This window comes from Sphaerisporangium rubeum (assembly GCF_014207705.1).
Lineage (GTDB): Bacteria > Actinomycetota > Actinomycetes > Streptosporangiales > Streptosporangiaceae > Sphaerisporangium > Sphaerisporangium rubeum.
Window position 1 is genome coordinate 4,837,085 of record NZ_JACHIU010000001.1, and the last position, 15,242, is coordinate 4,852,326.

The 15,242-nt window shown below is 72.2% G+C and carries 11 protein-coding genes; 3 read left to right on the forward strand and 8 right to left on the reverse strand.

The annotated features are described in order from the left end of the window. Positions 1–51: 51 nt before the first annotated feature. From BJ992_RS20820 to BJ992_RS33880, 3 genes are all read right to left on the reverse strand, one after another. Positions 52–651 carry a copper resistance CopC family protein gene (locus tag BJ992_RS20820; RefSeq protein ID WP_184983534.1) on the reverse strand — a complete coding sequence of 200 codons (600 nt, stop codon included), beginning with the start codon at positions 649–651 and terminating at the stop codon, positions 52–54. 291 nt (positions 652–942) lie between these two features. Next, positions 943–2,286 carry a helix-turn-helix domain-containing protein gene (locus BJ992_RS20825; RefSeq protein WP_221474908.1) on the reverse strand — a complete coding sequence of 448 codons (1,344 nt, stop codon included), beginning with the start codon at positions 2,284–2,286 and terminating at the stop codon, positions 943–945. Between the two features lie 144 nt (positions 2,287–2,430). Then, the gene (locus tag BJ992_RS33880) at positions 2,431–4,026 is read right to left on the reverse strand and encodes a PucR family transcriptional regulator ligand-binding domain-containing protein (protein WP_184983538.1); all 1,596 of its coding nucleotides are present in this window, start codon (positions 4,024–4,026) and stop codon (positions 2,431–2,433) included. Positions 4,027–4,144: 118 nt separating this feature from the next. On the opposite strand from BJ992_RS33880, the gene BJ992_RS20835 reads away from it, so the two are divergent. Next, on the forward strand, positions 4,145–6,421 hold the full coding sequence (locus BJ992_RS20835; RefSeq protein ID WP_184983540.1) for a molybdopterin cofactor-binding domain-containing protein: 2,277 nt from the start codon (positions 4,145–4,147) through the stop codon (positions 6,419–6,421). On the opposite strand, the gene BJ992_RS20840 is transcribed toward BJ992_RS20835, so the two are convergent. Further along, a complete protein-coding gene (locus BJ992_RS20840; RefSeq protein ID WP_184983542.1) occupies positions 6,414–8,099 on the reverse strand; it encodes an excalibur calcium-binding domain-containing protein in 1,686 nt (561 codons plus the stop codon). The two genes, BJ992_RS20835 and BJ992_RS20840, sit on opposite strands and share 8 nt — an antisense overlap. A 301-nt stretch (positions 8,100–8,400) precedes the next feature. Between BJ992_RS20840 and ald the strand changes: the two genes are divergently transcribed. Continuing rightward, positions 8,401–9,516, forward strand: a complete 1,116-nt coding sequence (ald, locus tag BJ992_RS20845; RefSeq protein ID WP_184983544.1) for an alanine dehydrogenase — start codon at positions 8,401–8,403, stop codon at positions 9,514–9,516. Positions 9,517–9,556: 40 nt separating this feature from the next. Here ald and BJ992_RS20850 read toward each other — a convergent pair whose 3' ends face one another. Further along, positions 9,557–10,291, reverse strand: coding sequence for a thioredoxin-like domain-containing protein (locus BJ992_RS20850; RefSeq protein ID WP_184983546.1), 735 nt, complete (start codon positions 10,289–10,291; stop codon positions 9,557–9,559). Positions 10,292–10,422: 131 nt separating this feature from the next. On the opposite strand from BJ992_RS20850, the gene BJ992_RS20855 reads away from it, so the two are divergent. Next, entirely contained in the window at positions 10,423–11,070 is a 648-nt protein-coding gene (locus tag BJ992_RS20855; RefSeq protein ID WP_184983547.1) for a DUF305 domain-containing protein, read from the forward strand. Between the two features lie 7 nt (positions 11,071–11,077). On the opposite strand, the gene BJ992_RS20860 is transcribed toward BJ992_RS20855, so the two are convergent. The 3 genes from BJ992_RS20860 to BJ992_RS20870 are packed head-to-tail and all read right to left on the reverse strand — an operon-like array spanning position 11,078 to position 14,873. Further along, on the reverse strand, positions 11,078–12,139 hold the full coding sequence (locus BJ992_RS20860) for a threonine aldolase family protein (RefSeq protein WP_184983549.1): 1,062 nt from the start codon (positions 12,137–12,139) through the stop codon (positions 11,078–11,080). Next, positions 12,136–12,813 (reverse strand): SDR family oxidoreductase, encoded by a 678-nt coding sequence (locus BJ992_RS20865; protein WP_184983551.1) that lies wholly within the window; start codon positions 12,811–12,813, stop codon positions 12,136–12,138. Before BJ992_RS20865 ends, BJ992_RS20860 begins: the two co-directional genes overlap by 4 nt. Beyond that, the gene (locus tag BJ992_RS20870; protein ID WP_184983553.1) at positions 12,810–14,873 is read right to left on the reverse strand and encodes a DUF6421 family protein; all 2,064 of its coding nucleotides are present in this window, start codon (positions 14,871–14,873) and stop codon (positions 12,810–12,812) included. Before BJ992_RS20870 ends, BJ992_RS20865 begins: the two co-directional genes overlap by 4 nt. Positions 14,874–15,242: the final 369 nt, after the last annotated feature.

Here is a 15,242-nt window from a genome sequence, read left to right on the forward strand (position 1 = left end):
GCGGGTCAGGGGAGACGCCGTGCGGTGGTGGGGCCGGGGTGCGCGGAGGGGTCATGTCTTCTTCCGCATGGTGATCAGCAGGCCGATGCCGACGCCTGCGATGCCGAAGACGACGATCCAGACCCAGGCGGGGACGCCGCCGCGCTGCTCGGTGGCGTCGGCGGCGGGGGTGGCGGTGACCTCGGAAGGTTCGGTGGAGGCGGTGGTGGCCGCGCTCGGGGTGGCGTCGCCGGCCGGGGGGGCCAGGGTGTCGGTGGGGGACGGGGACGCCTCGGGGGACGGCTCGGGGGCCTCGACGGTGAAGGGGATCTCGCCTTCCACAGGGTGGCCGTCGGCGGAGACGACGCGCCAGGCGATGGTGTACTTGCCTGACGGGAGCGGGCCCGCGACCTTCTGGGTGATCACGGGGCCGTCGGCGTCCGGCTTGCCGTCGGCGTAGGCCTTGCCGCCGGCGTCGCGCACGAGGACCACGGGGAACTTCACGGACTCGGTGAAGGTGAGCTTCACCTCGTCCAGGGTCTCCACGGTGGCGCCCTTCTTGGGGCTGCTGCTCTTGAGAGCCGTGTGCGCGAGCGCCGGGGTCGCGATCACCGTGCCGGAAAGGACGGCGATCACGAGCGCGAGCACTGCGGCGAGCGGGGACGTCTTCATAACCCCCTAAGGCTACTCATGGACACCTCCGGTCCCCACCTCGCGTAGCCGTCCTGTGGACGACTTAGGGGGATCGGGAGCAGGTTTCCCTTGAGAGCCGCCTCCAGGGGTCGCGTCGGGACCGGAGTCGTCGACCTCGCGGCCACGTGGCAGGCCGACCGGACAGGCCTCGCGGATCGGCGCACGCAGAGCCGGACTTCGATCGAGACTCACGAGCCGGCACACGGAACCAGGCATCGAGCGGGGCCCGGCCGGCGCGGAGTTGAGGGCTCCGCGGCGGCCGGGTGGGTCCTACAGGCCGGCGCAGGCGAGTGCGCGGTGGTAGGCGGCTTCGCTGGCCTCCTCGTCGCCGAGTTGTTCCAGTGCGGTGGCCGTGGTCAGCCAGCCCTCCGCGGCCCGGCGGGACGGGGGGGTGTTGACCAGCATGCTCTCCACGACGGTCAGCTCGGCGGAGGCCTCCTCGCTCTGGTGGAACAGCAGCAGAGCGTTGCCGAGGACCAGGTGGGCCTCGGCGAGGAGCGCCGAGGTGCGCTCGTCGAGCATGTCCCTGCCGCGGCGCGCGTACTCGACGGCCTTGCCGGGGTCGCCGAGGACGATCTCGGCCTTGGCGAGGTTGACGAGGCACCGCGCGATGTCCACGGTGCTCGCCGACGACTCACGCAGTTCGCGCTCGCCGCGCAGCATGAGGTCGCGGCAGGCCTGGGCCTCGGCGGGACGCACACGCAGCCGCAGCAGCGCGTACGCCTGGCGGAGCCGTGCGAGGTTGCGGGACTCGCCGGTCTCGGACTGGACGGCGAGGGCACGCTCGGCGAGGCTGAGCGCCTCCTCGCCGCGGCCGGAGCTCTCGGCGACCAGTGCCGCGTTCCAGCACGCGGCGACGACGGCCCTCGGGGTGTTGAGGTTCTCGGCGGCGGTCAGCAGTTCGCGTGCGAACTGGCTGGCGCGCAGCAGGTCGCCCCGCACGAGGTAGGCCGCGAGCAGGGTGGCGCCGAGCTCGACGAGCTCGTCGTTCCATGCGGGACGGCCGGTGCCGAGCAGGGCCACCTCGCCGACGCGCACGGCCGCGGCGAGGTCGCCGCGCTCGCGGTGGCAGCGCGACAGCGCGACGGCGACGGCCACCGGCCGCTCCCCCGCGTCGCCGGCGTCGTGCAGCCGCGTGAGCACGGTGATCGCCTCGTCCAGGTCGCCGCAGGCCTCGCTGGCGAGCGCGTAGCCGAACTCGGCACGCTGCCGCAGGGGGGCCAGGCCGGCGAGACTGCCGTCCTCGAGGAGCTCGGCGTAGCGGCGCCGCGCTTCGGCGACCTCGCCGTTCTCCAGCGCCATGGAGGCGTAGTTGAGACCGAGTTCGAGATCGTGCATCTGCTCGGCGGTCACGCCGTTGATCAGATAGGTGAGCGAGCATTCCAGTTTGGCGGCGAGCAGTTCGAGCACCGCGACCGTGGGAGTTCGCTTCCCGCTCTCGATCAGTGATACATAACTATCCGACAACTCAGGGTGAGCCAGTTGCGCTTGCGATAGACCGCGTTGACGACGGATCGTCTTGATTCGCTGTCCAATAAGATCTTGACCGCTCACCGGCACCCCCTGAAGATGTAAGCCCCGGAAGACTGCGACAGACGGGAGTCCATCATGCATCGCCGCCGCCTTGCGCTATGCGCCCTAGTAGTTTCCTTCACAACCATGTTCGGCCTCGCTGGCATCGGTACGTCCGCGCACGCCGCCGCAGCGACATACAACGTCCGCGCGGATTGGCACTTCTGCTGCTGATCAGTAGCAATATCAACCCGCCCTTAACGCAAGGAAAAGATCCACTCTGTCCGCCATAGAGGACAGATCTCGCCCGGTCAGCTCCTCGACGCGTCGAATACGGTATCGCACGGTGTTCACGTGCACGTGCAAACGCTCGGCGCAGATGTTCCAGGACCCAGCGCAGTCCAGGAACGTACCGAGGGTGCGGACCAGCTCTGACTGGTGGCGACGGTCGTAGACGAACAGCGGTGACAGGATCCGGTCCGCGAAGGACCGCCGCACATCGTCGGGAACGGTGGCCAGCAACAGAGCATGTGTGTAGATCTCGTCGCTGGTCACCACTCCCCCGCCGCGCGCTTCGGCCAGCCGACGCGCGTGACCTGCCTCTTCTGCTCCCCCCCGCACGGCGCCTGGCCCGGTCAGCGCGGCGCTGACGCCGACCGACACCCGGCTCTCGGGCAGCCCGGCCTGGAGCGTCGACACCCGCTGGGTCAGCAGGCCCGACAACGCTCGCACGCTACGCTGCACTTGCATCTGCACGAGATTCCGTCCTTGCACATGCACGGGATCCGAATGTTGCAAATGCACGATCTCATCAGTACCGAGAGTACGCAATGGCACGAGGGCTACAGCCCCGTCCGCTCCCGCCGCCGCGACCACCCGGCGCTCCAGCATCTCCTCCAGAACACGACCCCCTAGGACCGCCGGATCAGGCCCCTCTGTGGCCCCCGGCCGTACCACGGTGGCCGTCACCACGGCGTACGGCTCCTCCGGGTCGATCCCGCACGTGCGCAGCCGCGCCGCCAGTTCGGCGGTCCCCGCGGTGCCGGACGACGCGGCGCCGATGAGCTGCTCGGCGAGCCGCCGCTCCACCCGGCGGCCCTCCTCACGGCGGCTGCGTTCCAGCGCGGCGCACGCGGCCAGCTCGTAGCCGGTGTCGGCGCGGTCCAGCAGGTCGCCGCCGCAGGCCAGGGCCCAGCCCGCGGCCCGGTGGGCCCGGTCCACCGCGAACAGGGTGAACGGGCCCTGGGGGGTGCGCACCAGGTGCGGCAGCCGGGTCGCGGCCAGGTACTCGCGGGCCAGCAGGCCGGCCGTCCCCTCGGCGAGACCGCCGGCGACGACGGTGCCGACCGCCGAGATCACCGCGCCGGTCATGCCGAGCTCCCCGGCGATCAGCGCGCACAGTTCGTCGAGGCCCGCGCCTTCGGCGACCGCGGCGACGATCCTGCGGTGCCGGCCGAGCGCGCCGCGCAGGTCGCCGGCGTGGGACTCCACCGCGTCGCTGAGCGTGCGGAACGACACCTCCTCCGGCACGTCGAGCAGCGGCAGGTCGTGTTCGCGGCACGCCTCCACCAGGTCACCCGGCACGTGGCCGAGCCAGGCGCGGCCCGCGGCGAGCGCGCCGACCCCGGCCGCGGCGAGGATCTCCACGAAACGCCGCGAGTCGCCGGGGTCCCTGCGCCACATCAGGCCGGTCAGCACCAGCTCGCCGCCTGCCAGGTAACGGCCGGGGTCGGGGAGGTCGGTGATGTAGACGCCGGTCACCCGCCGGTCCAGGTGGTGGTCACCGGTCAGCAGGGTGACGGCGCCGAGGCCCCGCGTCCCGAGCAGCTCACTTATCCGCACAGACACCAGGCTAAGCGCGCCGCTTTGGACGAACCTACAACCGGTCGCGGCGGCCGGCGGCGGCGTTTCGCGGTCGTGTCCATTGGCCGCCTCATCGGGGCCTTGATGTACTGCCGGAGTGAGCCATACCACGAGCGGTCAGAGCCGGACGGCGCCGGCGGGCCTCGGCGTGGGGGCCAGCGCGCCTCGGCCCGACGGCACCCTGAAGGTCACCGGCGAGTTCGCCTACTCCTCCGACCTGTACCTCACCGGCATGCTGTGGGGTGCCACCCTGCGCAGCCCGCACCCGTCGGCGTGGATCAGGTCGATCGACGTCGGACCGGCGCTGGCCATGCCGGGGGTGCACGCCGTGCTGACCCACGAGGACGTGCCGGGTGAGAAGTTCTACGGCCTCGACGTCAAGGACCAGCCGGTGCTCGCCGTCGACCAGGTGCGCTACCAGGGTGAGCCGGTCGCGATCGTGGCGGCCGACCACCCGGAGACGGCGCGGCGCGCGGCGGCGGCGATCGTCGTGGAGTACGAGGAGCGCGAGCCGGTCACCGACCCGCGCCGTGCGGCGTTCGACGCGGACTGTCCCAAGGTGCATCCGCGCGGCAACGTCGTGCGGTACCAGCCGGTGCGGGTGGGGTCGGTGTTCGAGGCCGACGTCGTGGTGCGCGGCGAGTACGAGGTCGGCATGCAGGACCAGGCGTTCCTCGGGCCGGAGTCGGGGCTCGCGGTGCCGGCCGAGGACGGCGGCGTCGACCTGTTCGTCGCCACGCAGTGGCTGCACGTGGACCGTGAGCAGATCGCGCCGTGCCTCGGACTGCCGCAGGACAAGGTGCGGCTGACGCTCGCCGGGGTCGGCGGCGCGTTCGGCGCGCGCGAGGACCTGTCGATGCAGGTGCACGCGTCCCTGCTGGCGCTGCGCACCGGACGGCCCGTCAAGATCGTTTATGGCCGGCAGGAGTCGTTCCACGGCCACGTGCACCGGCATCCGGCGCGCATGCGGTACGAGCACGGCGCCACCGCCGACGGCCGGCTCGTGTACGTGAAGGCCGAGATCGTGCTGGACGGCGGGGCCTACTGCTCGTCCACCCCCGCGGTGGTCGGCAACGCCGCCTCGCTCGGCGTGGGGCCGTACGAGGTGGCCAACGTCGAGATCGACGCGTACGGCGTGTACACCAACAACCCGCCGTGCGGCGCGATGCGCGGGTTCGGCGCGGTGCAGGCGTGCTACGCCTACGAGTCGCAGATGGACCGGGTCGCGCAGGCGTGCGGGCTCGACCCGGTGGAGGTCCGGGTGCGCAACGCGGTGGCGCAGGGGTCGCGCCTGGCCACCGGCCAGGTCATCGAGTCGCCGGCGCCGCTCGCCGGCATGCTCAAGGAACTGGCCGCGACACCGATGCCGCCGGAGCGCGCCGGCTCGGACCTGCGGTCGCTGCCCGGCGGCGTGGCGCAGACCACGCACGGCGAAGGGGTGCGGCGCGGCGTCGGGTACGGCGTCGGGATCAAGAACATCTGTTACTCGGAGGGGTTCGACGACCACTCGACGGCGCGGGTGCGGATCGAGCTGCTCGGCGGCGAGCCGCACGTCCTCGTGCACACCGCCGCCGCCGAGGTGGGTCAGGGCCTGGTGATGGTGCAGGCGCAGATCGCGCGCACCGAGCTCGGCGTCGAGCGGGTCACCGTGGCCCCCGCCGACACGACCGTCGGCTCCGCGGGTTCCACGTCGGCGTCCCGGCAGTCGTACGTCACCGGCGGGGCCGTCCGTGAGGCATGCCTCGCGGTGCGCGAACGGCTGGACGCGCTGCGTGCCGCGAACCCCGAGTCGTCGCTGGCCGAGATCCTGGAGACGTCGGGGCCGGTCGAGGAGACCCGCGAGTACCGGCACCGGCCGACCTTCCCCATGGACCCGGTGACGGGCCAAGGCGACTCGCACGTGCAGCTCGCGCTGTGCGTGCACCGCGCCGTGGTGGACGTGGACGTGGACCTCGGCCTGGTGAAGGTCGTGGAGCTGACGGCCGTGCAGGACGTCGGCAGGATTCTCAACCCGCTCGCGCTGGAGGGACAGATCCACGGCGGCACCGCGCAAGGGCTCGGCCTCGCGCTCATGGAGGAGATCCAGGTGCGCGACGGCCGCATGCTGAACCCGTCGTTCACCGACTACCTGATCCCCACCGTCCTCGACATGCCGCCGATGACCATCTCGATCCTGGAGAACCCCGACCCGGACGCGCCGTACGGCCTGCGCGGCGCCGGCGAGCCCCCCACGCTGTCCTCGACCCCCGCCATCGCCGCCGCCGTGCGCGACGCGACCGGCCTCGCGCTGCCGAGGATCCCCCTGCGGCCGGCCGACATCGCACTGCCGGCCGGCGACGTGGCCGGCGGCGCGGTCACCGGCGCGGTCAGGTGAGGTCGCCACGCTCGCAGGCCACGCCGTCCTGGTCGCCGTCGACGTACCAGTGGTACTCGGGGTGCACACCCTTGGTGTAGGGGCCGTACCCGGCGGCGTTGGCCAGCTTGCAACTGGCGAACCGCTTGTCGGGTTTCCGGGTGGCGGTGCTCTGCGGCGTGGTCGCGGACGGGCTCGGGGAGGTCTGCGCCACCGGCGTGGTGCCGCCGGTCTGGCCTCCCGGTGACGAGCCGGTCGGGGGGGTCAGCGGCATGGCGCCGGCCCCGTTCGAGGTGGGACCGCCGGTGGCTGTGCCTCCCGGCGCGCTGGGGCCGCCGGACGGCCCCGTGTTCGGGACCGTGTTCGGGTTCGCGGACGGCACGGGGTTCGGGTTCGGGACGGTGTTCGGGTCCGCGGCCGGCGCGCAGGTGCTCGTGCCGCCGGGGTTGAGCGGCGCGTTCTGGCCTTGACCGTCGGGGACGCCGGACTGGCCCTGAGTCGGGGCTCCCGGCTGGCCCTGGGAGGTGGGAACTCCCCCCGGCTGGCCTTGAGCGTTGGGGTCGCCGGGCTGGTTCTGGACCGGGCCGCCGGGCTGGCCCGGGGACGACGGCCCGCCTGGCTGGCCCTGCGAGGTCGGCGCACCTGGCTGGTTCTGGCCGTTGGGGACACCGGACTGGTTCTGGCCGTTCGGGACCCCCGGCTGGGCCTGGTTCGGGTCGGTCGGGGGGCAGGTGCTCGGGGCCGGGGCGGCGCCGGTGCCGAGGAGGCGGCCCACCAGGGAGTCGGCCTGGTCCTTGGTGAAACCCGAGATGCTCAGGCTGTCCACGGTCAGGGGCTGGGCCACCCGGGGTGCGGCGACGACGCGGTCGGACACGACGACGGCGAGCTGCTGGTCCAGGGAGTCGCGGGTGAGGTCGGAGACACGGTCGCGGCTCTCGGGGGGCAGGACGACGCGGACGGCGTACTTGTCGTCCCGCTCGGCGACGGCCTCGACCTTGAGCACGGAGGTGACGGTGACGCCGGGGGCGAGCTGGTAGCAGGTGGTGGAGGTGTCGTCGAGCACGGCCTCGGCGCCGGGGCACGGGGCGGCCCGCACGCCGGTGACCGGCGCGAAGTGGATGGTGGTGGCCAGGCGGCGCGGCGGCGCCACGCCGAGCGGCACGTCGGGCTGGCTGGTCATCAGTACGGCGATCGTGCCGAGCACCCCTGTCACGAGCACCACGACGACCAGCGCCGTCACCAGCGCGATCGTCGTGGACCGCGCGGCGCGCGGCGGCCCCGCGGGCCCACCCGGCTCACCCTCAGGCGCCGGGCCGTCGGGGCCCTCGGGCCCCATTGGCTCCTCCGGCCCCGCGCCACCGGGTCCGGCGAGCTCCTCGGGTTCGCTGAGCGGCGGCTCCTGCGGCGGCAGCGGCGGCTCGGTGTGCCGCCATCCGGTCGTCGCCGCGGACCCCCAGGTGAAACCGGACGGGTCGGTGAGCGGCCCGTCGTCCAGCCTCTGGCCCGCGGACCTGGTGGCGGGCCACGGCCCGGCGTCGGCGTCCTGCGACCACGCGTCCGCCTCACGCGCGCGCCATTCGTCGGGCTCCAGCGGCCTTCCGGTGAGGACTTCTGTGGGGAACTCGACAGGCTCTGCCGGCTGCCCGGCCTGTTCGCCTGGCGGGCCGGTGTGCCCGTAGTTCCCCTGATCGTTACGCATCCTCACCCCTGTGACCGCTTGATGCTCCGACGAGCCTATCCGAGAGGTGCGGCGACAGGGCTAACCGCCTGAACAGCCGCCAGGCAGGGGGATGGCGGAAGATCTCCGGACGCTTTGCCGTCTGCTGAGGGTAATTCCTGGTGGCATGGTCCTTGGCGGGGGTTTTTCGGGGAAGGGGCCCAAGGGTGACAAGCGTCCGGCGCCTCCACCCCCCGGCGCCGGGGACGTCGGCGCCTGCGGTGCGCGGCGGTCCCCCGCGGGAGGCGGCCCGCCGGTCGAGGGGCGACGGAGGAGTTCCCACATGAAGGTCGGAGTACCCCGAGAGGTCAAGGACAACGAGTACCGCGTCGCGCTGACCCCGGCCGGTGCGCACGAGTTCACGGCACGCGGCCACGAGGTGCTGGTGGAACGGGGAGCGGGGACGGGGTCGTCGATCCCGGACGAGCAGTTCGCGCGCGCGGGGGCCGTCATCGTCGACTCGGCGGAGGAGGTGTGGCGCGACGGCGAGCTGATCTTGAAGGTCAAGGAGCCGATCTCGTCGGAGTACTCCCTGATGCGTGAGGGCCAGGTGCTGTTCACCTACCTGCATCTGGCCGCGTCACGCAAGCTCACCATGGCGATGCTGGAGTCCGGCGTCACCGGGATCGCGTACGAGACCGTGCAGACGGCCACCGGCGCGCTTCCCCTGCTGGCCCCCATGTCGGAGGTCGCGGGCCGGATCGCGCCGCAGGTCGGCGCGTATCACCTGATGCGGCAGGGTGGCGGCAGAGGGGTGCTGATGGGTGGGGTGGCGGGGGTGTACCCGGCGAAGGTCGTGGTGCTCGGAGCCGGGGTGTCCGGCATGAACGCCGCCGTGGTCGCGCTCGGCATGCAGGCCGAGGTGCTGATCCTGGACAAGAACATCGACCGGCTGCGGCAGGCCGACACGATCTACCGGGGCCATCTGCGGACGGTGGCGTCCAACGCCTACGAGATCGAGCGCGCGGTGCTCGGCGCCGACCTGGTGATCGGCGCGGTGCTGGTGCCCGGCGCCAAGGCGCCGAAGCTGATCTCCAACGAGCTGGTGTCCCGCATGAAGCCGGGCTCGGTGCTCGTGGACATCTCGATCGACCAGGGTGGCGCGTTCGAGGACTCCCGGCCGACGACGCACGCGCACCCGACGTACAAGGTGCACGGCTCGGTGTTCTACTGCGTGGCGAACATGCCGGGGGCCGTGCCGCACACCTCGACGTACGCGCTGACCAACGTCACGCTGCCGTACGCCACGGCCATCGCCGACAAGGGGTGGCGCGCGGCGCTGGCCGACGATCCGGCGCTGGCCCACGGGCTGAACGTGCACGCGGGCCGGCTCACCAACCACCCCGTGGGCCAGGCGCACGGCGTCGAGGCGGTCGATCCGGAGGAACTGCTGCGCTGAGCCGCCGCGTCAGGGACGGCTCAGCGCGACTCGGCGCGGCTCAGGACGACGGGGTGGCGCTCGGCGCGGCGGTGTCGGACGGCATGGTGGGGTCCGGGGCCGGAGCGGTGCCGCTGGCGCTCGGCTCGGGGGTGGCGGCCTTGTCCGGCAGCGGGTTCTGCGCGGCCGGCAGGTCGGTGCTGCCCGAGCCGCCACAGGTGGCGCCGTACTCCGGTGTGGTGGACGGGTTCTGCTTGTACTTGCTGATGTACTTCGGCAGGCGCGGGTCGTCGGCGCTGTTGAGCTTCAGCTGGTGGTTCCACGAGCTGACCACGACCGGCGCGGACAGGCCGGGGTAGGGGCTGAGCACCATGTAGTCGGTGGTGACGAGGGCCTTGAGCTTGTCCACCTGGGGCTTCGGCAGGTCGGGCCGGTAGGTGATCCACACCGCGCCGTGCTCCATGGAGTGGACGGCGTTCTCGTTGTTGACCGGCTCGTCGTAGACCTTGCAGAGCTGCCAGGTGGGGTTGTGCTCACCGCCGACCGGGGGGTTCTCCTTGTAGGTCACCTTGGCGGACGTGTGACCGGCACCCTTGTAGCTGTAGGTGGTCACGCCGTCCAGGGACGACTTGGCCCGCTCGTTGATCACGTAGTACCCGACGACACCGACCAGCACCGCGATGATGAGGCCGCCCGTACCCCACATGAGCAGTGCCGCGCGCCGCTCCTTGCGCTTCTGCGCGGCGCGCACCTTGGCGAGCTGCTCCCGCCGAGCCTGCGTCCTCTCCTTGGCCATACTGGTCCTCCACCGCCCGCGTCACGTTTGCGTTTTCTGTCAAGCCGCCTGGCTTACGTGGAGGATAGTGGGTAAGTAATAAGGTTTGCGTCTATCGCCCTTGTCATCCCTGCCTCAGGACTCACTCAGCCATGAATCTTTCACGTACCCGCCAGATTCTGGTCGTGCTCGTGGCGTGCGCGCTGACCGCGGTGGTGACCGTGTTCGTCACCCGCGCGGCGGGCCCGCCGGGGGACGACTCGCCGGAGGCGGGCTTCGCGCGCGACATGGCGGTGCACCACGCGCAGGCCGCCGAGATGGGGTTCTCGCTGCGGGACAACAGCGACGACCAGCCGATCAGGAACCTGGCGTACGACATCATCACCACGCAGACGGCGCAGCGCGGCATGTTCGGCGGGTGGTTGCAGCAGTGGGGCCTGAACCAGGCCAGTGACCGCCCCCCGATGGCGTGGATGGCCGGCCACGGCGGACACGGCGCGGCGGCGTCGCCGTCCCCCGGCGGGGTGCCGCGGATGCCGGGGATGGCGAGCGACGAGGAGATGGAGCGCCTGAAGGCCACCAAGGGCAAGGACGGCGAGATTCTTTTCCTGCAGCTGATGATCCGCCACCACGAAGGCGGGGTGGACATGGCCAAGGCGCTGCTGAAGCTGTCGAACCGGCCCGAGGTCCGCACCATGGCGCAGCACATCGTGGACACGCAGGACAGCGAGATCCAGCTCATGACCGAGATGCTCACGGCGCGCGGCGCCAAGCCGTACCCGTCGATCCTGACGGAGTAGGCGGCGCTCAGCCGGTGGCCATCTCCTCGGTGATCGCGGCGGCGAAGGCCTCGATGTCGCTCTCGGTGGTGTCGAAGGACGTCATCCAGCGGACCTCGCCGGTGGCCTCGTCCCAGGTGTAGAACCGGAACCGCTTGCGTACCCGGTCGGCGACGGCGCGCGGCAGCATGGCGAACACCGCGTTGGCCTGCACGGGACGGGTCACGGTGACGCCGGGGATGGCGCGCACGGTCTCGGCGAGCAGGGCCGCCATGGCGTTGGCCCGGCGCGCGTTGCGCAGCCACAGGTCCCCGGCGAGCAGCGCCTCGAACTGCGCCGACACGAAGCGCATCTTGGAGGCGAGCTGCATGGAGCTCTTGCGCAGGTAGATCATGCCGCGCGCGGCGTCGCGGTTGAGCACGACGACGGCCTCGCCGAACATCAGGCCGCTCTTGGTGCCGCCGAACGACAGCACGTCCACGCCGGCGTCGGTGGTGAGGGCCCGCAGCGGCACGTCGAGCGCCGCGGCGGCGTTGGCGAGGCGCGAGCCGTCGAGGTGGACGACCATGCCGAGGCCGTGCGCGTGCGCGGTGACCGCGGCGATCTCCTCGGGGGTGTACAGCGAGCCGAGCTCGGTGCTCTGCGAGATCGACACGACCCTCGGCTGCGCGCGGTGCTCGTCGCCGAAGCCCCAGGCCTCCTGGTCGATCAGCTCGGGGGTGAGCTTGCCGTCCGGGGTGGTCACCATGCGCAGCTTGATGCCGCCGGACTGCTCGGGTGCGCCGCCTTCGTCGGTGTTGAGGTGGGAGGAGTAGGCGCAGACCACGGCCTCCCAGGGGGAGGTCATGGCGCGCAGCGCGACGACGTTGGCGCCGGTGCCGTTGAACACCGGCCACACCTCGGCGTCGTCGCCGAAGTGGCGGCGGAAGACGTCGCCGAGGGCCTCGGTGTAGACGTCCTCGCCGTACGCGGGCTGGTGACCGCCGTTGGCGAGGGCCACGGCCTCGAGGATCTCGGGGTGGGCCCCGGCGTAGTTGTCGCTGGCGAACCAGCGCACCCGCGGGTCGTGCCGTCGTCGCGCGTCGGTCATGTGGTGAGGTCCAATCGTTCGCCGTTGACCTCGCTCGCCGGCCGGTCCCACAGGCTCGCGACGGCGTCGCCGAGCGCGGTCACGTCGGTGTAGCCGGGGAAGGTCTTCTCCGGGCTCGCGGCGCGCATGGCGTCGTTGACCAGGGCCTTCACCACGAGGATGGTGGCGGCGGAGCCGGTGTCGCGCAGGGAGTCGGCCAGGGCCAGGGTCCACGCCTCGGCGGCGGCCTTGGCGGCGGCGTACACGGCGCCACCCTGGGTCGGCCTGCGCGCGGCGGTGGCGGACACGATGGCGAACCGGCCGTCGCCGCCGGCGCGCAGCAGCGGCTCGAAGGCCAGGGTGACGTGCTGCAGGGTGCGGATGAGCTGGGTGTGCAGCGCGTCCCAGTCGGCGAGGTCGGTCTCGGCGAAGGTCTTGGAGCCGCGCCAGCCCCCCACCAGGTGCACCACGCCGTCCACGTGGCCGTGCTCGCGCTCGACGCGGCCGGCGAGGTCGCGCACGGCGGCGAAGTCGGTCAGGTCGACCGCCTCGACGCCGTCGGCGGCGTGCCGGCCGACGCCGATCACGATGTCGCCGCGCGCCGCGAGACGGCCGGTGACGGCCTGGCCGGTGGGGCCGCCGGCCCCGGCGACGACGACGACACGCGGCCGGTTCTCGGAAGGCACGGAGCTCATGGACGGATTCCCTTCGTCGCCTCGATCACGGCGGCCAGCTTACGGCGCAGGGCCTCGTAGAACATGCTCAGCGGGAACTCGTCGGGAAGCACGGCGTCCACCACGGCCTTGGGGAAGCCGTCCACCGGCAGCGCCTCGACGCCGCGGGCCCACACCGACGCCGGGTGCGGCGCGACGTACGCGGCGACCAGGCGGTGCGCGGCCAGCCAGTGGGCCAGTTTGGAGCGGTCGATGCCGTCGCGGTACAGCTTCTCGACCTCGCCGCGCAGGTCGGCCACGCAGGGGGCCACGCGGTCCCAGTCGACGCTGAGGCGGTTGTCGGTCCAGCGCACCACGTCGTTCCTGTGCAGGTAGGCGAACAGGAGCTGGCCACCGAGGCCGTCGTAGTTGCGCACCCGCTCGCCGGTGATCGGGAAGCGGAACAGCCGGTCGAACAGGATGGCGTACTGCACGTAGCGGGCCTGCGGCACGCCTTCGGCCTCCAGCCTCACCGCCTCGCCGAAGGCGGTGAGGTCGCAGCGCAGCTCCTCCAGGGAGTACAGCCAGTACGGCATGCGCTGCTTGATCATGAAGGGGTCGAACGGCAGGTCGCCGTGGCTGTGGGTGCGGTCGTGCACGAGGTCCCACAGCACGAAGGTGTCCTGCGCGAGGTCCTGGCTGTCGAGCAGGCGCGCGGCGTCCGGCGGCAGCGCCAGCTTGAGCGTCTCGGCGGCGGCGCGGCTCACGCTGCGGAACCGCGCGGCCTCGCGGTCGCAGAAGATCGCACCCCAGGTGAAGCGCGGCGGGGTCTCCCGCACGGCGACGGTCTCGGGGAACAGCACGGCCGAGTTGGTGTCGTACCCGGCGGTGAAGCCGGAGAAGGCGATCGGCACGAACATCGGGTTGTCGTAGCGGTCCCGTTCCAGCGCGGCCAGCCAGTCCGGCCACACGGTGCGGATCCAGACCGCCTCCAGGTGGCGGGACGGGTTGCCGTTCTGGGTGTACATGGGGAACACCACCAGGTGCTCCAGGCCGTCCTCGCGCTGCCGCTCGGGGTGGAAGGCGTTCAGGGAGTCGAGGAAGTCGGGGACGCCGAAGCCGCCGTCCCGCCATTCGCGCAGGTCGGCCTGTACGGCGGCGAGGTAGGCGGCGTCGTGGGGGAAGCGCGGCGCGAGGCGCTCCACGCCGGCGAGCACACGGTCCAGGATCGGCGCGGCGGCGGCGGTGTCGTCGACGGAGCCGTCCTTGGCGGTCAGGGGACGCAGGTCCTCGACGGCGGCGGCGAGCGCGGCGAAGTCGGCGTCGTCGTCGCGGCGGCCCGCGGCGCTCTCCGGGACGCGCGCGGCCCAGGTGACGACGTTGCCCCACAGGCGGGTGTGGCGCAGGTCGCCGATGGAGTCGTCGCCGAACAGGTCGGAGTCGGCGAACACCACGACCCGGCCGCGGCCGTGCCGCAGCGCCACGGCGAGCGGACGGCCGGCGGGGTCGGCGGTGGGTGAGGTGCGGAACAGGACGGTGGCGTCGCCTGGCGCGGTGAGCACGCCGGCGCGGTAGAAGCAGGCCTCGCGCGCGCCGGCGGTGAGGTCCTCGCCGGCGCCGTCGAGCTCGGGGGTGCCGAGCACCCAGGCGGCGACGCCGTTGTAGCAGGCGGCGGGGTCCTGGACGGTGGTGTGCTCGACCTCGACGCCGAACCTCGCGAGCAGTTCGGCGAGGTTGTTGCCGTACTTGTCCTGCTCGTGCTCGGCCAGCACGAGCAGGCCGCCGCCGTCGGCGACGTACCGCTCGATCGTGTCGATCTCCCCGGCGGGGAACACGGGGCTGCCGGTGCCGGTGGTGCGCTCCCAGCGCGTGCCGGCCGGGTGCGCGACGACGAACACGTCGGCGGCGGCGAGCAGTGCCGGGGTGAGGGGCCCCTCGGCGTGCGCGGTGACGGTGTGGCCGAGGCCGCGCAGCACTTCGGCGGCGCGCGCGTAGCTGTTGTCGTCGGGGTGCGCGGGGTTGATGGCCTCGGCGACCTCGCGCCGGATCGTCCACGATTCGCTGTGCGCTTCGTCGAACAGCACCCGCGGGAAAGCCGTCATCGTCGTCCACCCCTCCTCGTACAGAAAATATCCGGCATCGTACCGATTTATACGGAAAATATACACAGGGATGTGGGTGAAGCGGGAACTCGTGTCGCGCCGGGCCGGTGCGGCGACGGCCGGTGTCCGCGCCACGCGCCGCGGCCCCGGGGACCGAGCCGCCGGGAGGCGATCGCAGCGCGCTCAACGACCGATTGCAACTGCGTGACGGCAGCGTGTTGAGGCTTGTCGAGTGCCGGTACCGCTGCGACGCTGGTAACACACTGATCGGGAATTGGAGGCGGAGATGCCCCGCCTGTACCATCTCGTCGCGGGGTTAGGCGCTCTTGGATCGCTCGCCCTCGGCGTGCACCCTCACCCAAGCGGCTC